The organism is Brevibacillus schisleri, from assembly GCF_055685845.1.
This window is the reverse complement of record NZ_JBVNDM010000001.1, coordinates 4,929,853-4,950,579: the sequence shown is the minus strand read 5'-3', so window position 1 is coordinate 4,950,579 and position 20,727 is coordinate 4,929,853. Positions and strand designations below refer to the sequence as shown.

Below are 20,727 nucleotides of genomic sequence, written 5' to 3'. Positions count from 1 at the left end.
AAACGTAAGCGCCAAACTCTTCCCACCTTCAACCACTATGCTAGCTAAGAGATCATGAGATTAACCTGAATACGGAGGGTATCTCATGAATGCCAAAGAACAACGCAGACAAGACAATGCTCTGTCGAACAATTGAAATATTGGCTCTACAAAATAAATCGTGTTTCATCCAGGGCCACTCCAGATCCAAAGACTTCTCCCGTTCAGTTTGTACCGCTTGCCGCCGTAGATCTGCCTAGTAGCACCATTCCTGTTCCTTCTCTCATTCTTCATATCGGTCAGGCTAGTATCGAGCTTCATTCCGGTTTTGACCCGAACCTTCTGCGCGAAGTAATTCACGCGCTTACTTCATCATGCTAACCTTTCCAAGCAATCAGCGTGTGTTTCTCGCCTGTGGTTCTACCGATCTGCGCAAGTCGATCGACGGACTTGCCGCCATCGTTCAGGAAAGCTTTGGTCTGAATCCGTTCTCCTCCGGCTTGTTCGTATTCTGTAACCGGGCATGTAACAAGCTCAAGATTCTCTACTGGGATCATAGTGGGTTCTGGCTTTATTATCGCCGTCTGGAACGTGGCAGATTTCAATGGCCGACAGGTAAAGAAGAAGTAGTAGCCATTTCGAGCAGGGAGCTTCGCTGGCTGCTGGATGGTCTTTCACTCAGCCAGCGGCAAGCGCATCCCAAGGTTAATGCCGTTTCCGTCATTTAGTCACATCTTTGTAATCACTTTGTCAGAGGCACTTTCAGAAATTGGGTTTTTATTATCTAATGTGTAAAGTATGGAAAAACATGCAGATATGCCAACCATTGAATCTCTACAACAACAAATCATCGAACTATCGGCCAAGCTCAAATGGTACGAAGAGCAGTTCCGCTTAGCGCAGCAGAAGCGTTTCGGTGCTTCCAGCGAGCAGACGCATCCGGATCAATTAGAAATCCCGTTGTTCAACGAAGCCGAAATGCTTGCATCGCCTGCCGATGAAGAGCCGCTGTCTGAACAAATCACCTACGAGCGGCGCAAGTCATCCGGCAAGCGAACAGAGGATCTTTCCAAGCTACCTGTAGAGACCATTACCTATACACTTTCTGAAGGCGAGCAAATATGTGCGTGCTGCGGTGGGTTTCTTCACGAGATGAGTACCGAGACACGCAGTGAAATTGCCGTTGTACCACCACAAGTGAAGGTCATCCGTCACGTGCGGAATGTGTATGCTTGCCGTTATTGTGAACGTGAAGATATTAAAACCCCGATCGTCACAGCTGCGATGCCAAGACCTGTTTATCCGGGAAGTTTGGCTTCACCGTCGAGCATGGCTTACGTCATGAGCCAGAAATACGTCGACAGCTTGCCGCTATATCGGCAAGAGCAGCATTTCGCGCGTCTTGGATACACGTTATCTCGTCAGACGATGGCGAATTGGATGATCTACGGAGCCGAGAAATGGCTCATGCCATTGGTCTCCGTGATGAAAGCTTATCTGCTAAGGCAGGATGTGCTTCATGCAGATGAGACGACGCTGCAAGTGCTGCGTGAGCCCGGGAAGTCTGCCCAATCGTCCTCGTATTTGTGGCTGTATCGCACCGGACGCGGCGTAACGCCGGCGGTCATCTATGATTACCAGAAGACACGTGGCGGCGAGCATCCTCAAAGCTTCTTATCCGGGTTCAATGGTTACCTGCATGTCGATGGTTACGCGGGCTATCATAAGGTTGCTGGTGTGACTCTTGTGGGATGCTGGGCACATGCGCGGCGTAAATATGACGAAGCGCTGAAAGCAGCTCCGCCGGCGACGAGAGATAACAAGGATTCGGTAGCCAGTCAAGGACTGGCTTACTGCAATGCTCTCTTCACCATTGAGCGCGAACTGAAGGATGCTTCGCCAGAAGAACGATATGCCGAGCGGAAGAAGCAAAGCCTTCCAATCCTGGAGACTTATTTGGTGTGGCTCAAGCAACATCGCTCTCAAACCCTACCGAAGAGTCTGGTCGGACAAGCGATTGCTTATAGCCTGAATCAGTGGGAGAAATTGACCGAATTCCTGAAGGATGGCCGACTCGAAATCGATAACAACCGAAGTGAACGCTCGATCAAGCCGTTCGTGATCGGAAGAAAGAACTGGTTATTTGCGAATAAGCCTCGCGGCGCGAAGACAAGTGCGGCGATCTAAGGCGTGATCGAGACGGCGAAGGAAAACGGACTTCTTCCGTTTCAATATTTAAAGTATCTGTTCGAGCAGCTTCCGCAGCTTTCGAATCCACAAAATCCAGAAGCGATCGAGCCTTATTTGCCATGGTCATCTTCGCTTCCGAGCACTTGTCGCGTGATGGGATAGGTGTCGTATTACATCAAAATTCTTGATGAGGCCTAAGTCTATGTGACGCTTACGTATATGCGAAACTTGTGATTAAAAAAAGAGTTAATACCGTAAAAAACCCTTAGGTTTCCCTAAGGGTTGAAAAGTATGAGTTGTTTGTTCTGTTAACTCATTTTTTCGGTTGTTGCTTGATCAAAGAATAAGCTGCAAGCGTTACTTTCCGAATCCAGTCTGCTGTGGGAAGAAGAGAAGGGAATTGTGTACCAATTGGCAAGCGGCCTCGCTGTGGATGAACTGAAAAAGATGGCAGAGTCTGTCGGAGTGGGTACACCTCCCACGCCACCGGATCAATACGAAATCGAATCCGATACAAAAACAATTACCGCAGAAGAAGCCGAGAAATGGCTTGGCTCGAAGATCCCAATGCCGACGAAGCTGCCTGTGGGAGCCGTCATCACGTACAGCTTGACGAAATCAGAGGATGAGGAGTCTGTAACTGTCAATTTCCAGAACCCGACCAATCCGGATGAACGCTTTTTCATCGACATCATGAAAGGCGACATCCAAAAAGAGGTAGGGAAGGTCCCGTACATCGACGGCAAAAGCACCGTGAAGGAAATCAAGCTGGCAAACGGAACGACTGCGTATGCTTGCCAGTATAAGGCGTGGAGCGCTCAAGATCCGAACCTGACAGCCTTGCAGGTGCTGTTCTGGGAGCCGAGCAAAGGTGTCATTTACAAAACGTTCGGAACCAAGCCGATCGAAGAATATGTGAAAATAGCAGAATCGGTGAAATAAACGAGTGGGAGGACGGCGAAGAAGCCGTCCTTTCGTTTTTTTGGAAATTGATCAATTAGTGGATAAATGGATGGAATTTACAAATCCATGACATCGTAATGACGAAGCCATGACATTGGATTGATACTCTATCAATGCTATCGAGTACTTTGGCTCGATAAGCACCGAACCAATGGAGGATTTTCTATGAAAAAAACAAAATCGAAGCTGGGATCATTTCTGAGCGTTTCCGCTCTGTCTGCGTTGGCGGTAACTGCCGTATTCCCTGTAATTCCTGCACAGGCGGCCATGAACGGGAACAAAGATGGTATTGTCGCGCAGGTAAAAAAAGTGGAAAAAGCGGATAGCAAAAAACAGCAGAATGACGAAGAGGACAAGAAGGGCAAGAAGGGCAAGAAGGAAGATATTAAGCTGACTCCAGAGCAGGAAGCCATTTATATTCAAAAAGCAAAAGATGCCTTCCAGGAAAAAAATATTGAACTTCCTGCAAGTGGATACAAGATTGAAGCATACCATTTCATGAAAGAGACAGAGACCGTATATGTGAGTTGGTTTCCTGAAGATGAAGATGAAGATGAAGCAAAGAAACCGATGAAAGTGTATCGAGCCAAGTTTGAAAATGCCGATCTGGATAAGGGAACAGGCACGGTGAGTGTAAAGGTCATCAATCAATTCGGCACCGTATTCAGTAAACTTGACCAAGAACTGGCCGCTCCTTTTATCGAAAAAGCAAAAGAAGCTTTACAAGAAAAGAATATCGACCTTCCTGAAACTGGGTATGAAGCTAAAGGTGTCAAAGTCACTACTGATGATGTACTTCGCTCGGTTGAAGTGTCCTTTTTACCCGAAGGTACTGATGGGCGATCTGGAAAGGTCTACTATGTGCATTTTGTAGATGTCGATTTGGATAAAGGAACCGGTAAAGTATTCAAATCATTTGTTAGAGAACACAAAGAACAGCAGGATGACGAAGACGACAAGAAAGACAAGAAGGCTGATAGTAAGCTGACAGCAGAGCAGGAAGCCAATTACATTCAAAAAGCAAAAGATGCCTTCCAAGAAAAGAATATTGAACTTCCTGCAAGTGGATACAAGATTAATACTGACTTCAGCAGCAAAAATTCAAATACTGTAATTGTGATATGGCTTCCAGAAGATAAAGAAAAAGTACGTACGATGAAAGTGTATCTTGCCGAGTTTAAAAATGCCGATCTGGACAAGGGAACAGGTACGGTGGATGTAAAGGTCATTAATAAATTCGGTACCGTAATCGGTAAACTTGACCAAGAATTGGCTGCCCCTTTTATTGAAAAAGCAAAAGAAGCTTTGAAAGAAAAGAATATCGAGCTGCCTGAAACCGGGTATGAGATTAAGGCTGTCACATTCACTACCAATGATGTACTTCGCTCGGTTGAAGTTTCCTTTGTTCCTGAAGGCACCAACGGAAGATCAGGAAAGGTTTATGAGGTGTCCTTTAGAGATGTCGATGTAGATAAGGGAACTGGTACTCTATACGATGTATTCGTTGATGACAACGACGACGAATAGCATTGAACTTTCGCAAAACGTAAAATGAGGCACAGGATACATGTTAATTCCCCCCAATCTTTATAGAGTCGCTGATGCGGCTCTTTTTGTCTTTCCTTTTGGGAACGAATTGATCAATAAATCCTTATGATCGATTGAGATATTTTTATGTTGACTCGAAAATTTCGCACACGAATATCTGTATCAATTGGGTTATCGTATAGTTCATTTCCCTCCAGCTCGAACTTTTCTAATTTTAGGCGCATTGTATGATAATATTCCCCGTTAAAAACAAGAGAATCAATTTTCCCGCCACTAGCCTTGATTTCTACTCTTTTCATTTCTCTAACCCTTTCTTCGCCGCAAGACTATTAACCAGCAGCTGAGCCAGCATTTTCGACGAATGATGATCTACATCCCGGAGTCCGGAAAATTCAGTTACTTCCAAGCCAATCACACGACGATCTCCAAGGAGCAATTGCAAGATTTCTTGGCATATGTCTAGTGAAAATCCCTGCTCGCTAGGAATGTACGCTACCGGCATTTCTTTCTTGCAAATCGCATCCACATCGAAATGGATAATATCTTGGCATCATTAGGTATTTCGGAAAGCAATAAGCATATAAGCAGAATTACCATGTAGATGTACTAGTTTTTGATAAGTACCGACGATAATATTGCAATCTCCCCCCAAAATTAACGAAAAATCATCTTGGGAAAACCAATCAAAAGATTGATCGTTCACGATATCTTCCCAAACCATTCACATAATAGAATAGCTTCAAGCAGCTCGTGACAAAGCCAAATCTGATGCATCCATAAGGAAAGCATTACATTTACACGCACACTAAACTTACCCCTTAGCTAACGAAAGCGAAGGGGTACGGAGGATTTACATGAACCGCTCAATATTCGTTCGATAGGCAAATCACGAGTATTCATCCTCCAGCTTTAGGGCTTGCAATACAAGTACCGCAAATTCAACGTATGCCCCTCCAACTGCCGTAATAAATTGTCCATCCATCACAACATCCGCATCTACTTTATTTTCCCACTGGAATACTCCTTCGATATTCTCTACGAAAGAAGTCGTGTACGTCACATCGCGAATTCCATCGATGATCTAAGCGGATTTGACAGTTGTCGTTTTTTCGTTTACGTAGAAACACTCGATCCAACGCAAAAACCTTGGAGGTAGTACGATGAAAAAGTCCAAAACGAAAAAAACTGCTGCATGGCTGAATCTCTCTGTTATGAGTGCTTTGACAGTGACGGCCATGTTCTCGCCTGTAGCTGCCAGCGCCGCACTCAACGATACGAAGGATAACGTTGCAGCCGAGGCAACAGACGAGGAATTCGATCTCTTGAAACTGACAGAAAAACAGGCCGCTCCGTTTATCGAAAAAGCGAAAGAGGCTTTGCAAGAAAAAAATATAGCTCTCCCAGCGAGCGGGTACAAGCTGTCAAGCAGCAGCCGTGCTTATGACGATGTGCTGGAAAGCGTTCATATTACCTGGCGTCCTGAGACGGGGCAAAAGGAAGGTAAGTACTATTCCGTGCGTTTTGCAGATGTCGATCTGGAGAAAGGAACGGGGAAAATCGATGATGTATATGTAGACAATTATGATAAGCTCATCGCTTTGGAAGAGGAGGATGAAAAGGATAAACAGGAGGACAAGGAACAAAAAAAGGATCTCTTGAAATTGACAGATCAACAGGTGGCTCCGTTTCTTGCAAAAGCAAAAGAGGCTTTGCAAGCAGAGAAGATCTAACTTCCAAATAGTGGATATGAGGTGACGCATTTCGGGAGCAAGAAAGACAAGACCTTACAGGTTCTATGGAGTGCTGAAGAACAATCGAAAGGGTATGTTGTCCATTTTGTTGATGTTGATGTCGAGAAAGGCACAGCGACAGTAAAAAGTGCAAAAGTGATCAATGAGCTTGGCGTCGTTATGAGAGATCTTCCACAAGAACAAGCTGCCCCTTTTATTGAAAAAGCAAAAGAGGCTATGAAAGCGAAAAATTTTACCCCATCTGAAAGTGCATACGAAATTTCCGCTACGGGTGTGACAGATGACGACGTTTTGCGATTTATTGACGTTTACTGGTATCCAAATGGAAATCCGCGGCCGAAATACAATGTACACTTTACCGACGTCAATTTGGAGAAAGGAACAGGCACAGTGGAGGATGTCATTGAATTTAATCGCTAATTGATGAGCAAGTATGTGAAAAAAACCAGCCGTTTCCCTGTAAGCTTCAGGGAAGCGGCTTCTTAATCATGTGTTGCGCTTGCTTTTCAAAGCAAAGTAGTCTTCTCGTTTTTTTCAAATGCGTTGATGCTCCCAATACAACGTCCCATTCTTTCGTACCACAAGCAGTGCATCGATACCGTTGACGCTTTACCGGGATCTCAATGACTTCATTATTGATGAGGTCTTTGTATATTTGGTGTTTCTTATCAGATTTGTGAAAGTTCCCATTCCCACAATGAAAGCAAATGATAGGGGCTACAATTGTAAAATTACATTCGTTGATAATAATTCTGCTCACCTTCCGAGATGTGTGTCGCACAATATTGTAGTAGAATTAATAAAAAATAATAAAAGTAAATAAATTTCATTAGTATGACTATTTTAACAACGAAATATTGGTAAGTAAACTACCCAGATATGGAATAGCAAAGCCTAGACTAGCGGGACACTGTTCGATGTGATTGATCATAAAAAATTGCCGGTTCTCCCTCTCGTAGGTGTGACCGGCATACTTAACGAAAGTTGAGAGCATTCTGATCTATTTCCGCAAAGCAAACAAGGTCAAAAAGCTGACCGCCTCCCGTAGTTCTACGCTTAAACGGCCCGCGATATCTGGCGTAATTCCTTCTTTGTATACCGGCTCTTCGCCTAGCAGTGTGAAGCCATTTTCGCTCGCTAACTGCTTGGCTTCCCAGGGCATCATCGTATTTTGGATCGTCGTCTCTTCATATAGTCTGCGATAGCTATGAGCGCGTGGGCCAGCTGTAGGACCGAGAATACCCAAAACGAGAATTCCTCCGGGTGCGAGCACGCGGTGAAGCTCCAAGAGTGCCTGGAGCGGAGACGGTGTGAATTCCACCACGTTAATCGAGAGCACACCCGAGAATGAATCATTGGCAAAAGGAAGCTCGCTGATATCTCCTGTCTGAAAATGAACAGAGCCTGAGAAGGAAATGACCCGGTCATGAGCGAGGCGGATCATTTCCCCGGCAATGTCGATGCCCTCCACCTGATAGCCGTGCTCTGCAAGCTTGCAACTGGCATAGCCGTCACCACAGCCTGCATCGAGAACAGGTCCAGATCCGACAGATACATGCTTCATAAAATAGGGGAGGATGGTGCTGCGGCTCCCTTTTTCCCACATATGCTCACTTCGTTTTCGCCAGTCTTCTGCAAATTGATCCCATTGCTTGGCGGCTTGTTCTGTCCATTGGCTCATCCTTGTTCACGCCTTTCTCTTCGATTGAACGATACCGTTATGAAGAAAAACCCCGGTCAAGGCGGCCGGAGCTTTTCATGGAAGATGTTTTACGTCAAAGGATCATGGTTTGGGGATATGTGGGACCAGGTCAGCAATTTTTTTACTCTTTAGCGTATGCATCATTTGCTGCTCGGCCTCAGCCACAACCTGTTGAATCAGACAGGCACTATCATGACGGAAGCTGCATTCAAACAAGGAGGTTGTCCCTTCAATGGCTTGGATAACATCCAGAAACGATATATCATCCTGATTGCGTTTGAGCTTGTATCCGCCATTTGCGCCAGAGACCGAGTGGATCAACCCAGCTTTGACCAGTTTGGTCAGCATTTTGGAAAGATATGTTTGTGAAACGCCGAGCTTTTCTGCCAAAAGCTGAACACTAACGGGTTTATCAGGGGCTTCTGCTACCAGATAGAGCATCGCATGGAGGGCATAGTCTGTTGCCTGTGAATACTTCATAAGACACCTCAATCATGGACTTAATACATCCATCATAAAGTGAATGGGGAGCATGAGCAAGGGGGAGAGTGATTCGTGCTGTCATCTGCACTTTCGACGCCCATTTTTGGATGGGGAAACTTGACACAAAAAATCATTGAGGGATATTATAGATATGATAAGTCCGCGAATGTGTTGTTTGAAATGATCTAAGTACAGGAAGTTATTTTTTTGCTTCTATTAAGGATATTAAGAATCTGTAATGGTCATTTTGAATAACTGTTCAACATAAAAAGGGAGGAAAATACAAATGAGCATTTGCCACACGACAGATACTACGTTTCAACATGATGTAAAAAGCGAAGGCTATACTCTCGTCAATTTTTGGGCACCTTGGTGCGGTCCGTGCCGCTTTTTTGGGCCGATCCTCGAATCGTTCGATAGGGAGCATAGTAGCGAAGTGAGAGTCCTAAAGGTCAATGTCGATGAACAACAAGAGATTGCCAATCAGTATGGCATTATGAGTTTGCCAACGACCATTTTGCTCAAGAACGGAGAAATGATTGACAAGGCCGTAGGAGCTGCCCCTCTAGCGGAACTGAAACAATTTGTTTTCAAGCATAGGTAGTAGGAAAACGAAGCGAAAGCCATCGGTCAACTTGATCGGTGGCTTTTTGGTATCCAGTTGTTACTCGCATGCGTACTTTAATGAATAAATGCGTTTGAGCGTTTTCGCGTTGTTTCGTGCTCTTGCAAGGGGAAGCGCTTCCAATGTACTCTCAAGATAACGACAAAATAATCCCAATTCACAAAATAATGTCAATAATCGAAAAGGAAAGCGGAGGGGTAGGCAATGAGCAATACCGATTTTTTCCCGATTCAGGACTGGGACTACCTGGAGTTTTATACAGGGAACGCCAAGCAAGCTATGCACTATTTCACAAATGCGTTTGGATTTGAAGCAGTAGCCTATTCGGGCTTGGAGACAGGTTCTCGGGAAAAGGTTTCCTACGTCTTGAAGCAGAAGCATATGACGTTCGTGATCAGTGGGGCACTTACGCCTGACAGCCCGATCGCGGATTTTGTGAAAAAGCATGGGGACGGAGTCAAAGACGTTGCCCTGCGTGTAGAGGATTGTGAGCAGGCTTACCGGGAGGCCGTTTCTCGCGGAGCCATTCCGATCATGGAACCGACTGAGTATACCGATGAATTCGGGACGGTCAAAAAAGCGATTATCGGTACGTACGGAGAAAACATTCATTCTTTTATCGAACGAAAAAATTACAACGGACCATTCTTCCCGGGCTATAAAGCTTACCAATCTCCAGTCAAAGGAGAGAGCACGGGTATCATCGGCATCGACCACATCGTTGGTAACGTCGAGATCATGGATGAGTGGGTAGAATATTACCAAAAGGTCATGGGCTTTACAGCCGTACAAAATTTCAGTGAGGACGACATCTCGACGGAGTATTCTGCGCTCATGTCCAAAGTGATGCAAAGTGGAACTGGACGCATCAAGTTCCCGATTAATGAGCCAGCAGAAGGACGCCGCAAGTCGCAGATTCAGGAGTTTTTGGAGTTCTACAAAGGTCCAGGCGTACAGCATATTGCCATCCTGACCAACGATATTATCGAAACGGTATCGAAGCTGCGTGATAACGGTGTAGATTTCCTCATGGTGCCAGATGCGTACTACGAAGATTTGAAAGAGCGTGTAGGGGAAATTGACGAAGACATCGAGGCGCTGAGAAAGCTGGGGGTCTTGGTCGACAGAGACGACGAAGGCTATCTCTTGCAGCTGTTCAGCAAGCCAATTGTTGACCGTCCGACGCTGTTTATCGAGATTATCCAGCGCAAAGGAGCGCGCGGCTTCGGGAATGGCAACTTCAAGGCACTGTTCGAGGCGTTGGAGCGCGAGCAGGAGCGCAGAGGGAACTTGTAATTTATTGAGGGAAACGAGCACGACAAGACCATCTCAGGCTGAAAACGCTGAAGGGATGGTCTTTTTTTATTTTGCCGAAGCAGAAAAATTAATGCCTCATGAACCATTTACCCGTCTCTATCATCTATACTAATGAGAACCAAATGTTGGATATAAAAGGAGGGTTATGCGATGTGAGCATCAAGAGGGAAGTTCAGCAGGACATTCAGCTGGCACAGGACGGCAGCGTTGAAGCTTTTTCCAGAGTCATTCAATTGTACGAGCGGACTTTGTATGGCTTGGCACGAACCTATGTCGGGCGGGACGAGGATTGTGCCGATGTGGTGCAGGATGCGGTAATGAAAGCATTCAGAGCCATCCGAACGCTGCGAGAGCCTGCTTATTTCAAAACATGGATGATTCAAATTCTCATAAACGAATGTAGACAATGGCAGAGAAAAAAGAAACGAAGCCCAACAACCGTAGAGCTGTTTTCACTACAAATAGAGGAGAAAGCGGTACAGGCTCCCTACGAAGCGATTGAATTAACAGAGGCAGTATGGAAGTTGGAGCAAGAGCTGCGCATCGTCGTTTGGCTTCACTATTACGAGGATTTGCCAATCAAGCAAGTCGCCTTGCGAGCAGGAATCCCGGAAGGCACAGTGAAATCCCGGCTGCACCGGGCTCGCCTACTGCTTGCAGAAGAGCTGGAATCCTCCCAGGAAAGGAACGTGGACGATGACCCGACTTTTGTGCGGAAGCTGAGTCTGGATGACTTCGCTCCGCTATTAGCCGCATAAGTACACAGATGTCCAAAAGAGAGTGAAAGGGCCGAAATTAGGATGATTCATCGATTGGAACCAAATGATTATGCAATAATCAGAACGTTACTCTCGCCTGATAATGTGAACATTTTGACCATCCAAGCGATTATCAATGGAACAAATCGAGGAGCGATTTTCGTAGACGATGTGGAGCAGCCCCGGACAGCCTTGGTCGATCAAACCGGTGTGATTAGTATTTTTGTCGGGGATGCTGCCAATGAAGCGTTCACAGCGGATCTGGGTGCCTTTATCGAGGGGGAATTGCGCAGATATACGACCGAATCATGCGGGGGAACTCATTTTCTGGCTGTTGTCCCAGATGAAGAGTGGGAAAAAGCAGTGACCAAAGCCATCTCGCATCGAGAGATCGAAACGGATTGGGAGTATTACTACGAGTTCAATCCCGAGCAATACCAAGCGCGAAAGATCAGCTATCGCCCTCTGCCTGAAGGATACAGTTTGACTAGAATCGATGCAGGTGTCATCGAAAACGACCCCGACAACATCCTGATCGAGGTTGAAGAGGAATTCTATCATTCGGTGGATGATTTTTTGCAGTGGGGCGTAGGTTTCTGCGTATGTAAAGGAAGTACGATTGTGAGTGCTTGCCTGTCTTGCTCTGTCCATGAGCATGACCATGAAATTAGCGTGGAAACGTACGAGGAAGCCGACATGAACAAAGGCTTTGCTACCCTTGCTTGCGCAGCGTACCTGGAGCATTGCATGGAACATGGACTGAAACCGCACTGGACCACGCTGGAAACCAACGAGGAGTCGGTACGTCTGGGGACAAAGCTAGGATTTGAGCCGAAAGGAAGTTGTAAAATATTGGAATTCAAATATTAAAATGATACGGGTATCCATGGGTTGTCGAAATCACTTCGGCAACCTTTTTTACTAGGAAAGGAAGAGAAGCAAAAGGGAAATGCAATGTGAAGAGTGAATATTTTGATTAGATATGGATATGAACAGGAACGAGCGGGCAGAGATTGAGAGGGATAAAACAATGAATCTGGCATTAATGGTTCCATTGACGGAGCGGACGGCGGTTTTGATTGTGATGGCCTTGCTGTTTACACGTGTCCGTGCATTCCGCAGCATATTGAACCAGCAAGCGACGTGGCGGGAAAAAGCACTGATGGTCGTCATTTTCTCTGCTATTTCCATACTCGGTACCTATAATGGCATATGGTATCAGGATGCGATTGCGAATTCACGCGTGATCGGGACGGTCGTGGCAGGCTTGCTGGCTGGTCCTTGGGTAGGGTTGATGACAGGGCTGATTGCGGGAATTCATCGCTATTCCTTGGGCGGCTTTACAGATTTGGCATGTGCCATCTCGACCATAAGCGAGGGTTTGTTTGCGGGATTAATCTATCAGTTCCTCCGTAACCGCAGCAAAAAAATCGGGTGGACGACAGCACTCTTCGTTGGTTTTTTGGCGGAGTGGCTGCAAATGGGCATTGTTTTGCTCATCGCACGTCCATACGCTGACGCTTTGGCATTGGTTCAAGCCATTAGTGTACCCATGTCAGTCGTCAATTCGGTCGGAATTGCTATTTTGATCATTATTATTGATTTGGCCAAAAAGGAAGAGGATCGGATTGGAGCGCTCCAAGCTCAGAGAACGCTGCAAGTAGCGGACAAAACACTATCGTACTTGCGACAAGGGCTGACTTATGATTCTGCCCAAAAGGTAGCGGAGGAAATTTTGCGGACGACGCGTGTAGCAGCGGTAGCGATTACCGATACGCGCTCTGTACTTGCGCATGTTGGTGCAGGCTCGTCTCATCACGTAGTGGGAGAAGGCATAACGACCAAGGCGACCCGTGAAGTTTTATCGACCAAAGAAGTAAAGATTGCCCAGACGAAGGAAGAGATTGGGTGCAGGGAGACGAATTGCTCCTTGCGCTATGCGATCCTTGTCCCCTTGATGCGAAGACGTGAAGTGGCGGGTGTGCTCAAGCTGTATCAGGATCGCTCGCGCAAACTGTCGGCAGTGGACCTGGAACTCGTACGTGGATTGGGGAACCTGATATCGAGTCAGCTCGAACTGGCTGAGCTAGAGAAGCAGTCCCGCCTGTTGGCAGATGCAGAAATCAGAGCCTTGCATGCGCAGATCAATCCACATTTCTTGTTTAATGCGCTCAATACGATCGTCTCGTTTATTCGCTTCCGTCCCGAAAAGGCCCGTGAATTATTGATTCATTTGGGAGAGTACTTTCGCCGGAATTTGCATGACTCTGGCGGATATGTCAGTCTGGCGCGTGAGCTGGAGCATATCGAAGCGTATTTGGCCATCGAACGTGCGAGATTCGGGGACAAGCTTCATGTAGAGTACGACATCGAGGACGGCGTAGAGCGGTTTACCGTGCCAGGACTGATTTTGCAGCCGCTGGTAGAGAATGCGGTCAAGCACGGGCTGTTGCCCAAGCGCGAAGGGGGTACTGTAGTGATTCGTGCGCGTCGCAAAGAAAAGCAAATCGTCGAACTGACAGTGGCAGATAATGGAGTCGGAATGGAGGTTGACCCATCCGAGCGAGCACTAGATGAGAAGCGTGTAGGGCGGCAATTATCTGGGATCGGTCTTGCCAATGTAAAAAGCCGTCTTCAATCGATTTACGGAGAACCGTATGGAATCGAGATCGAGAGCAAAAGCGGGAGCGGGACAACATGCACCATACAATTACCGATAGGGGTGAACGTCAGTGCTCAAAGTGTTCATCGTCGATGATGAGACGCCTGCCAGAGAAGAACTGCGGTATTTGCTAGAGCAGTTTTCGGAAGTGTCCGTAGTAGGAGAGGCGGGTAGTGGGGAAGAGGCGTTGGAAGCGGTGCTTCAGACAGAGCCGGATGCGGTTTTTTTGGACATCCATTTGCAGGACAGGGACGGTGTAGATGTGGGGCAGGAGCTTCTGGAATCCATGGTCAATCCACCTGTCATCATCTTTGCAAGTGCGTATGAATTTCATGCGGTTCGAGCATTTGAGGCCGAAGCCGTTGATTATATCGTCAAGCCGTTCAGCGAAATGCGTCTGGAAAAGACGATGAACCGGGTACGAAAAATGAGGCGGAAGAGTGAGCCTGCATTGGATGCGTCACCGCTACTGGAGGAAAGGCTACAATCCCTTCTGCAAAATGTACTGGTCGATACTCAGCCACATCGTGTCCCGGTAGAAAAAAACGGCAAGATCATGCTGATTGATCCAAACGAAATCGTCTTTGCCACCTTGGAAGGAAGGTATGCGAGCATCTATACAGCAGGTGAGCAATATGCGACCACCTTTACGTTGCAGGAGCTGGAGAGCAGGCTGTCACGCCAACAGTTTTTTCGGACGCATCGCGCTTTCATTGTCAATTTATCTAAGACGGCAGAGCTCGTCCCTTGGTTTAAAGGCTCGATTCATCTAGTCATGCAGGATCAACGTAAAACAGAAGTGCCTGTTAGCCGCAATGTCGTGAAGGAATTGAAGAAACGATTGGGCTTTTAAAGGAAACAGACCAATCCTGCGTCCCGTTTGGGGGAGGATTGGTCTGTTTTTTTGACTGCTTACACGGGATAGTCATCGTTTTTCTTCCGTGTCACCATGATCCCTCCCAAAACGATCAGGATCAAGCCGAGGATGCCGCCTACTTGGGTAGACGCCAGATTCGCGATCAAAAATATGATAGCGAGAACGGTGAGGATGCCAATGGGGATCAAGAGAGCGGGTTTGCGATTGCCGAATAGGTACAGCTCGGTAAGCCCCACGGCAGGACCAATCAGGAAAAAGGGCCACGTCGTGCTCATATCCCCATGAAAAAATAGCTGGCTGAAAAAGAAGAGTGGAGCATAAACAAGCAAGATCCCGCCTGGCACCAACAATCCAGCGCGATTCGGCATTGGGTTCATAAAAAAGAAAATATGAAACCCGATTCCTGGGATGAGAAGGAAGACTGGCCAAAGCATGTCCATTGCGAGCGGTACGTTCAGGTAGGTAGCCAGAACAAAAATCGCTCCGATTCCGATAATGATGTAACCCCCGATTCGTCGCATGTGCGTATTCTCCTTTTTGATTTCCATACCAATTTATGTATAACTTTAACATATTGTGGAGGAGTTTGTATCGGACTCTGGGCGGAGACTTTCTACGTCCCCAAATTGAACGCGCTTACACTCAAACGAGGATGGTGCAGCTTGTGCCTGTTTTTGTACGGTTCAGCCATTTTTTATGTTGGCAAGCTGTCCGATGTGATACGTTTTTCTAAGGTCCATTGCCTGAATATTTCATAAATAGAAGGAGGCGACTCGGATGAAGAAATGGTTTCTTTCCCTCTTGATTTGGGGCGGGATAGCCGCATTGGGTGCTGTCGGATTCGGGATGATAGCCCTCTGGCAAGGGGAATCAGTCAACTCGTTCTGGTTACTGACAGCCGCATTTTGCACTTATGCTGTAGCATATCGTTTTTACAGCAAATTCATAGCCAAAAAACTAATGGCGCTCGATGACAATCGCGCTACTCCAGCAGAAGTGAACAACGACGGCAAAGACTTCGTACCCACGAACAAATGGGTGTTGTTTGGGCACCATTTTGCTGCGATTGCAGGAGCAGGCCCGCTCGTAGGTCCTACGTTGGCTGCGCAAATGGGATATTTGCCGGGAACGATCTGGATTATCGTCGGGGTCGTGATCGGTGGAGCGGTACAAGACTTTATTATTCTGTTCGGATCGATGCGCCGTAATGGAAAGTCTCTCGGTCAGATTGCCAAGGAAGAGATCGGTCCTGTTGGCGGAGCACTTGCTTTGATTGGTATTATTGCCATTATGATTATCCTGATTGCTGTTTTAGCGATGGTTGTGGTTAATGCTCTTGCTGAATCACCTTGGGCTACCTTCACGATATTCATGACGCTGCCTATCGCGATAATGATGGGATTGTATATGCGGTATATACGACCTGGGCAAGTATTGGAAGGCTCGATTATCGGGCTTGCTCTCTTGTTCTTTTCCCTCTGGCTCGGTCAAATCGTTGCTGCATCGCCAACATGGGGACCAGCTTTCACGTTTTCCAAAGTACAGCTTGCCTGGATGATCATTGTGTACGGGTTTATTGCCTCTGTTTTGCCTGTGTGGCTGCTGTTGGCACCGCGTGATTATCTCAGCTCATTCTTGAAAGTAGGGACGATTGCGGTATTGGCGGTGGGAATTGTGCTGACACTGCCGCCATTGCAAATGCCAGCACTGACTAAGTTCATTGATGGAACGGGCCCTGTTTTTGCAGGAAACCTGTTTCCCTTCTTGTTTATTACCATCGCGTGCGGAGCCGTATCAGGATTCCATTCACTCGTATCATCCGGAACGACGCCGAAGATGATCGCGAAGGAATCGCATGCGCCATTGATCGGCTATGGCGGGATGCTGATGGAGTCTGGGGTCGCGGTTATGGCAATGATTGCAGCGTGCGTGTTGACTCCCGGTGTCTATTTTGCGATCAACTCACCTGCCGCAGCAATTGGCGTGGATGTAGTCCAGGTTGCGACGACGATAACGGGCTGGGGCTATACCGTAACGCCTGACCATTTAACAACGCTCGCCAACGACATTCAAGAAAAGACGATCCTATCCCGGACAGGCGGAGCACCGTCACTGGCAATCGGGATGGCGACGATTTTCTCGGGAGTATTGGGTGGCAAGGCATTAATGGCATTCTGGTATCACTTTGCGATCTTGTTTGAGGCTGTCTTTATTTTGACGACGATCGATGCGGGAACGCGTGTCGGACGATTTATGGTACAAGACATGCTCGGCAACGTCATTCCGAAAATGAAGGAAGTCAACTGGCTGCCAGGTAATCTGATTGGTTCTGGGATCATTACCATCGGATGGGGATACTTCTTGCTCCAAGGTGTCATGGACCCGTTGGGAGGCATTTACACCCTGTGGCCGCTCTTTGGTATCGCAAACCAAATGCTCGCCGCGATTGCGTTTACGGTGGGAACGACGATTATTTTCAAAATGGGCAAAGCCGCTTACGCGTGGATCACACTCGTACCGATGGCTTGGCTGACGACGGCTACGCTGACAGCAGGCTGGCAAAAGCTGTTCCATCCTGATCCAAAAATCGGTTTCCTCTCGCATGCAGAAGCATTCCAAAAGGCACTGGATGCGGGGACGCTGCCAAAAGGAGTAAAAACGATAGAAGCTGCACAAAAAATGATCTTCAACGACCAGATCGATGCTGTGGTATGTGCGATCTTCATGGTCATTACGATTGGGATTATTCTCGATGGTGCGCGGGTATGGATCAATATTCTCCGCGGCAAGCACTATCCGTTGCAGGAGTCTCCGTACATCAAGTCCAAAGGAAATGTATTTGACGGGAAAGGACATCACGTAGCATGAGGCGCAAGCTAAGAGCCATGCGAAAGGCAATGCGCAAAGTGAGCTCTGTTATTAAAACCATTTTCGGAATGCCTGACTATGAACGCTATCTCGCCCATTGGTACGAGACGCATGGGGCACCAGGAATCTTTCCGATGACAGAGCGTGAGTATTACATGTACGCATTGACCGAACGATTTGAAAAAGGCGGCGTAACGCGCTGCTGCTAAAGTGGTCATGTAAAAAAGGGTGTCTCCCCGGTCAGAAAATGACGAGGGAGACACCCTTTTTCAATAATCCGGGTGCTGGGTGAAACAACGACATTTCAGGCACACTCCCCATGGCTAACGTGTGGTGTAACAGCAGGTAAAGTATGGTACACTAAATCATATAGCATGGCCGTTTTTTAACACGAGCTGTCTCATCATATTCAATTAAAACATCGAAGCCTCTCTTTCTGGAAGAAAAGGGCGTGCTTTGCGAAAAAATAAGTCAAGTTTTAGGTGGCGATACGTGTGCAAGCATCAACACTGGCGGCTCTCAAGGAGCTCGCTTTGCAATGCGCCCGTTCAGCGGGTGAGCTGAGTTTGAAGCGAATGAAGGAGCCTTTTACCGTCGAGTATAAAACATCTGCCTCCGATCTTGTTACAGCCGTAGATAAAGAAGTGGAGAATCACGTCATTCAGATGATTCTTGCACGTTTCCCTGATCACGGCATTCTTGGAGAAGAGAGTGCACATGTGGAGGATTACAAGCAGTATGACACGCTTTGGGTCATCGATCCGATTGATGGTACGACCAATTTTGTGCATCAGCAAATCAATTTTTCCGTTTCCATTGCTGTGTATCATAAGGGAGAGGGAATGGTCGGAGTGGTTTACGATCCTTCCAGAGACGAGTTGTTTTATGCGGTAAAAGGGGAAGGGGCTTTTCTCAATGATCGTCCCTTGCAAGTGAATCGAGAAGTGAGCCTGGAGCAAGCTTTGTTATGCACGAGCGTATTTTGGAACAAGCGTGCTGAGCAGATCGGCATCGATTTGATCGTGAAAAAGCTTGCCGGGAAGGTTCGCGGAATGCGTCTTTTGGGAAGCGCCGCTCTGGAAATGGCGTATGTGGCTGCGGGAAGACTGGATGGCTACGTCAGTATGCAGCTCAATGCGTGGGATTTCGGGGCAGCTCGCATTATTGTAGAAGAAGCGGGCGGCCGGGTGACGACCATGACGGGGACACCACTGCCGTACGACCAAAAAAGCAGCGTGATGGCTTGCAACCCGACTTTTTATGAGGAGCTGCAGCAGTTCCTGAAATTGGAACATACCGATGTACCTTCACAAAATTAAGTGTACAAGAACCCACCGGACATGCGCATCCAGTGGGTTTTCTTTTGTTATGTATCTTGGGTTTTCGTTTGGATGTCGGGTGCATATGCTATAAAAGCATAGCCCAAAGACGAGCAACGACTGTATTTGGTACGAAGTCGGCTTGTCCGAATAAGGGGGATAACTATGACCCTGATCGAGGAAAGTGTAAAGTTGATCCTACAGCATCAAGCGAGTACCGGGGCGTATCTCGCTTCACCCGCATTTGTCCACTATCAGTATGCGTGGCTCCGCGATGGAACATTTACAGCCTACGCGATGAACCGTACTGGCAAGCATGAGAGTGCCCGCAAGTTTTACCAATGGTGTAATGATGTGATCCGAAAGCATGAGACAAAGGCAAGAGCAGCCATTTCGGCAGTAAAAAATGGATTAGACAAAAATGATGCGGGAAGAGACCGCTTTTTGCATACGCGCTATACAGCAGATGGAGTAGAAGTGGCAGGTGAATGGGGCAGCTTTCAGCTCGATGGTTACGGGACATGGCTGTGGGGGCTGGCTGAGCATGTGCGGATGAGCGAAGAGCATGACTTGATTCACGAGGTCAAGCCATCGATTGAACTGACGATTGACTATGTCGTGGCGTGCTGGCAGCTCCCGAACTTTGATTGCTGGGAAGAGGGAGGAGACCGAATCCATCCAGTGACGTTGGGAGCCATTTATGCCGGGATCAAGGCGATGGAGCCTTATTTGCCCGAACGAGCTTTCGAACTCGCTCAGCAAGGAGAGACCATTCGCCAATTCATACGCGAGCATGGCACAGCCAACGGGCGATTGATAAAATCCGTCGGGGATCATTCTGTGGATGCAAGTCTACTCTGGCTGGCACTGCCGTATGGGATCGTCGATGTAAATGATCCGCTTATGCTCCGAACCGTGCAGGTCATAGAAGAGGAACTGTGCGCAGGACACGGCGTGCATCGCTACCCGGCCGATACGTATTACGGCGGGGGGCAGTGGCTGTTGTTATCTGCGTGGTTGGGCTGGTATTACGTGAAAACGGGCAGGCGTGAAGAAGCCGAAAAGATAGCGGCGTGGATTGTGTCCCAGCGGCAAGCGAACGGACTGCCTGAACAAGTACAGGAGCATTTGCTTTCCCCGGCTCATTATGAGATGTGGGTGGAGAGAGCAGGCCAACCCGCTGTGCCGCTCCTTTGGTCGCACGCGATGTTTCTCGTGCTGGCGGCAGAGCTCGGCATTCCGTACTAGCCAGGAAGGGGGTCTTCCTGGTTTTTCTTATTGCTGACATCTATTGACACCATTTGTGGCTATGCTCAGCTCAGGACTCTGTTGGAATACTCGCAAGCAGCTTGGCTATCACAGACAGGGTTTCTTTTGCAAATGGCTTGTCCGTGAAGGAGAGGAGAGCTTCATAGGACAAAATCAGAGCAACCGCTTCCTCTGTCGTGAGGGCAAGGGGCGCTTGCAAGGGAGCACCTGCCTCGCTGAGCATAGAGACAGTCTGTGATTTGCACTTTGAGGATGCCTGCGCACAAATGAGATGCCCGGTTCTGTTTCTCCCGGCGGAGACTGAGTCAAAGCTCGATGTGAAGCTCTCTCTGATCCAAATGGTTACGAGGCATCCGCAAAGAAAAACGGTAGTCATTCCAAGCTCCAAGCATTTGATTCCGATCGATACGCCTATA

Annotated in this window: 21 protein-coding genes and 1 pseudogene; 16 read left to right on the top strand and 6 right to left on the bottom strand. The window is 47.5% G+C overall.

Features of this window, described 5'->3' with window-relative positions; translation table 11 throughout:
* The first annotated feature begins 353 nt into the window (after positions 1-353).
* The 4 genes and pseudogenes from tnpB to ACUUHJ_RS23520 all read left to right on the top strand — a co-directional run bounded on the left by tnpB (position 354) and on the right by ACUUHJ_RS23520 (position 4,659).
* A complete protein-coding gene (tnpB, locus tag ACUUHJ_RS23535) occupies positions 354-707 on the top strand; it encodes an IS66 family insertion sequence element accessory protein TnpB (RefSeq protein ID WP_472300061.1) in 354 nt (117 codons plus the stop codon).
* 70 nt (positions 708-777) lie between these two features.
* Positions 778-2,331: pseudogene (gene tnpC, locus ACUUHJ_RS23530) on the top strand (IS66 family transposase).
* A 240-nt stretch (positions 2,332-2,571) separates the two neighbouring features.
* Positions 2,572-3,111, top strand: a complete 540-nt coding sequence (locus ACUUHJ_RS23525; protein WP_289674039.1) for a DUF4367 domain-containing protein — start codon at positions 2,572-2,574, stop codon at positions 3,109-3,111.
* 186 nt (positions 3,112-3,297) lie between these two features.
* The gene (locus ACUUHJ_RS23520; protein ID WP_472300060.1) at positions 3,298-4,659 is read left to right on the top strand and encodes a hypothetical protein; all 1,362 of its coding nucleotides are present in this window, start codon (positions 3,298-3,300) and stop codon (positions 4,657-4,659) included.
* Positions 4,660-4,975: 316 nt separating this feature from the next.
* Here the strand turns inward: ACUUHJ_RS23520 and ACUUHJ_RS23515 are convergent, their stop codons facing one another.
* Together ACUUHJ_RS23515 and ACUUHJ_RS23510 are read right to left on the bottom strand one after the other, a co-directional pair.
* Positions 4,976-5,206 (bottom strand): hypothetical protein, encoded by a 231-nt coding sequence (locus ACUUHJ_RS23515; protein WP_217367202.1) that lies wholly within the window; start codon positions 5,204-5,206, stop codon positions 4,976-4,978.
* Positions 5,207-5,566: 360 nt separating this feature from the next.
* Complete coding sequence (locus ACUUHJ_RS23510) at positions 5,567-5,740, bottom strand: type 1 glutamine amidotransferase family protein (protein WP_289674036.1); 174 nt, start codon at positions 5,738-5,740, stop codon at positions 5,567-5,569.
* Positions 5,741-5,840: 100 nt separating this feature from the next.
* Between ACUUHJ_RS23510 and ACUUHJ_RS23505 the strand changes: the two genes are divergently transcribed.
* Together ACUUHJ_RS23505 and ACUUHJ_RS23500 are read left to right on the top strand one after the other, a co-directional pair.
* A complete protein-coding gene (locus ACUUHJ_RS23505) occupies positions 5,841-6,410 on the top strand; it encodes a hypothetical protein (protein ID WP_472300059.1) in 570 nt (189 codons plus the stop codon).
* Positions 6,411-6,431: 21 nt separating this feature from the next.
* Positions 6,432-6,851, top strand: a complete 420-nt coding sequence (locus ACUUHJ_RS23500) for a hypothetical protein (protein WP_472300058.1) — start codon at positions 6,432-6,434, stop codon at positions 6,849-6,851.
* Positions 6,852-7,431: 580 nt separating this feature from the next.
* Here ACUUHJ_RS23500 and ACUUHJ_RS23495 read toward each other — a convergent pair.
* Positions 7,432-8,112 carry a class I SAM-dependent methyltransferase gene (locus tag ACUUHJ_RS23495; protein WP_472300057.1) on the bottom strand — a complete coding sequence of 227 codons (681 nt, stop codon included), beginning with the start codon at positions 8,110-8,112 and terminating at the stop codon, positions 7,432-7,434.
* A gap of 102 nt (positions 8,113-8,214) precedes the next feature.
* Positions 8,215-8,613, bottom strand: a complete 399-nt coding sequence (locus tag ACUUHJ_RS23490; RefSeq protein ID WP_289674033.1) for an RrF2 family transcriptional regulator — start codon at positions 8,611-8,613, stop codon at positions 8,215-8,217.
* Between the two features lie 289 nt (positions 8,614-8,902).
* On the opposite strand from ACUUHJ_RS23490, the gene trxA reads away from it, so the two are divergent.
* From trxA to ACUUHJ_RS23460, 6 genes are all read left to right on the top strand, one after another.
* Complete coding sequence (gene trxA, locus ACUUHJ_RS23485; protein WP_172141557.1) at positions 8,903-9,220, top strand: thioredoxin; 318 nt, start codon at positions 8,903-8,905, stop codon at positions 9,218-9,220.
* A 225-nt stretch (positions 9,221-9,445) separates the two neighbouring features.
* The gene (hppD, locus tag ACUUHJ_RS23480) at positions 9,446-10,537 is read left to right on the top strand and encodes a 4-hydroxyphenylpyruvate dioxygenase (RefSeq protein WP_016743081.1); all 1,092 of its coding nucleotides are present in this window, start codon (positions 9,446-9,448) and stop codon (positions 10,535-10,537) included.
* A gap of 173 nt (positions 10,538-10,710) precedes the next feature.
* A complete protein-coding gene (locus ACUUHJ_RS23475; protein WP_472300056.1) occupies positions 10,711-11,316 on the top strand; it encodes a sigma-70 family RNA polymerase sigma factor in 606 nt (201 codons plus the stop codon).
* A 54-nt stretch (positions 11,317-11,370) separates the two neighbouring features.
* Positions 11,371-12,186, top strand: a complete 816-nt coding sequence (locus tag ACUUHJ_RS23470) for a GNAT family N-acetyltransferase (protein WP_472300055.1) — start codon at positions 11,371-11,373, stop codon at positions 12,184-12,186.
* Positions 12,187-12,346: 160 nt separating this feature from the next.
* Complete coding sequence (locus tag ACUUHJ_RS23465) at positions 12,347-14,074, top strand: sensor histidine kinase (protein ID WP_289674030.1); 1,728 nt, start codon at positions 12,347-12,349, stop codon at positions 14,072-14,074.
* Positions 14,049-14,831 (top strand): LytR/AlgR family response regulator transcription factor, encoded by a 783-nt coding sequence (locus ACUUHJ_RS23460; RefSeq protein ID WP_289674029.1) that lies wholly within the window; start codon positions 14,049-14,051, stop codon positions 14,829-14,831. The genes ACUUHJ_RS23465 and ACUUHJ_RS23460 overlap by 26 nt, the downstream gene beginning before the upstream one ends.
* A gap of 59 nt (positions 14,832-14,890) precedes the next feature.
* Here the strand turns inward: ACUUHJ_RS23460 and ACUUHJ_RS23455 are convergent, their stop codons facing one another.
* Entirely contained in the window at positions 14,891-15,376 is a 486-nt protein-coding gene (locus ACUUHJ_RS23455; RefSeq protein WP_015892581.1) for a hypothetical protein, read from the bottom strand.
* Between the two features lie 256 nt (positions 15,377-15,632).
* Between ACUUHJ_RS23455 and ACUUHJ_RS23450 the strand changes: the two genes are divergently transcribed.
* The 4 genes from ACUUHJ_RS23450 to ACUUHJ_RS23435 all read left to right on the top strand — a co-directional run bounded on the left by ACUUHJ_RS23450 (position 15,633) and on the right by ACUUHJ_RS23435 (position 20,290).
* A complete protein-coding gene (locus ACUUHJ_RS23450) occupies positions 15,633-17,723 on the top strand; it encodes a carbon starvation CstA family protein (RefSeq protein WP_016743076.1) in 2,091 nt (696 codons plus the stop codon).
* Positions 17,720-17,932, top strand: a complete 213-nt coding sequence (locus ACUUHJ_RS23445) for a YbdD/YjiX family protein (RefSeq protein WP_289674028.1) — start codon at positions 17,720-17,722, stop codon at positions 17,930-17,932. The genes ACUUHJ_RS23450 and ACUUHJ_RS23445 overlap by 4 nt, the downstream gene beginning before the upstream one ends.
* Positions 17,933-18,217: 285 nt before the next feature.
* Positions 18,218-19,042: an inositol monophosphatase family protein gene (locus tag ACUUHJ_RS23440; protein WP_289674027.1), complete on the top strand. Its 825-nt coding sequence runs from the start codon at positions 18,218-18,220 to the stop codon at positions 19,040-19,042.
* Positions 19,043-19,207: 165 nt separating this feature from the next.
* Positions 19,208-20,290 carry a glycoside hydrolase family 15 protein gene (locus ACUUHJ_RS23435; RefSeq protein ID WP_289674026.1) on the top strand — a complete coding sequence of 361 codons (1,083 nt, stop codon included), beginning with the start codon at positions 19,208-19,210 and terminating at the stop codon, positions 20,288-20,290.
* Between the two features lie 70 nt (positions 20,291-20,360).
* Here ACUUHJ_RS23435 and ACUUHJ_RS23430 read toward each other — a convergent pair whose 3' ends face one another.
* Positions 20,361-20,687 (bottom strand): hypothetical protein, encoded by a 327-nt coding sequence (locus ACUUHJ_RS23430; RefSeq protein WP_472300054.1) that lies wholly within the window; start codon positions 20,685-20,687, stop codon positions 20,361-20,363.
* Positions 20,688-20,727: the final 40 nt, after the last annotated feature.

Excerpts from the sequence above, each read along its gene's own strand:
- ACUUHJ_RS23455 (WP_015892581.1), bottom strand. The coding sequence starts at position 15,376 with ATGCGACGAATCGGGGGTTACATCATTATCGGAATCGGAGCGATTTTT.
- ACUUHJ_RS23430 (WP_472300054.1), bottom strand. The coding sequence starts at position 20,687 with ATGACTACCGTTTTTCTTTGCGGATGCCTCGTAACCATTTGGATCAGA.
- trxA (WP_172141557.1), top strand. The coding sequence starts at position 8,903 with ATGAGCATTTGCCACACGACAGATACTACGTTTCAACATGATGTAAAA.
- ACUUHJ_RS23450 (WP_016743076.1), top strand. The coding sequence starts at position 15,633 with ATGAAGAAATGGTTTCTTTCCCTCTTGATTTGGGGCGGGATAGCCGCA.
- ACUUHJ_RS23435 (WP_289674026.1), top strand. The coding sequence starts at position 19,208 with ATGACCCTGATCGAGGAAAGTGTAAAGTTGATCCTACAGCATCAAGCG.
- hppD (WP_016743081.1), top strand. The coding sequence starts at position 9,446 with ATGAGCAATACCGATTTTTTCCCGATTCAGGACTGGGACTACCTGGAG.
- ACUUHJ_RS23490 (WP_289674033.1), bottom strand. The coding sequence starts at position 8,613 with ATGAAGTATTCACAGGCAACAGACTATGCCCTCCATGCGATGCTCTAT.
- ACUUHJ_RS23505 (WP_472300059.1), top strand. The coding sequence starts at position 5,841 with ATGAAAAAGTCCAAAACGAAAAAAACTGCTGCATGGCTGAATCTCTCT.
- tnpB (WP_472300061.1), top strand. The coding sequence starts at position 354 with ATGCTAACCTTTCCAAGCAATCAGCGTGTGTTTCTCGCCTGTGGTTCT.
- ACUUHJ_RS23520 (WP_472300060.1), top strand. The coding sequence starts at position 3,298 with ATGAAAAAAACAAAATCGAAGCTGGGATCATTTCTGAGCGTTTCCGCT.
- ACUUHJ_RS23465 (WP_289674030.1), top strand. The coding sequence starts at position 12,347 with ATGAATCTGGCATTAATGGTTCCATTGACGGAGCGGACGGCGGTTTTG.
- ACUUHJ_RS23445 (WP_289674028.1), top strand. The coding sequence starts at position 17,720 with ATGAGGCGCAAGCTAAGAGCCATGCGAAAGGCAATGCGCAAAGTGAGC.
- ACUUHJ_RS23495 (WP_472300057.1), bottom strand. The coding sequence starts at position 8,112 with ATGAGCCAATGGACAGAACAAGCCGCCAAGCAATGGGATCAATTTGCA.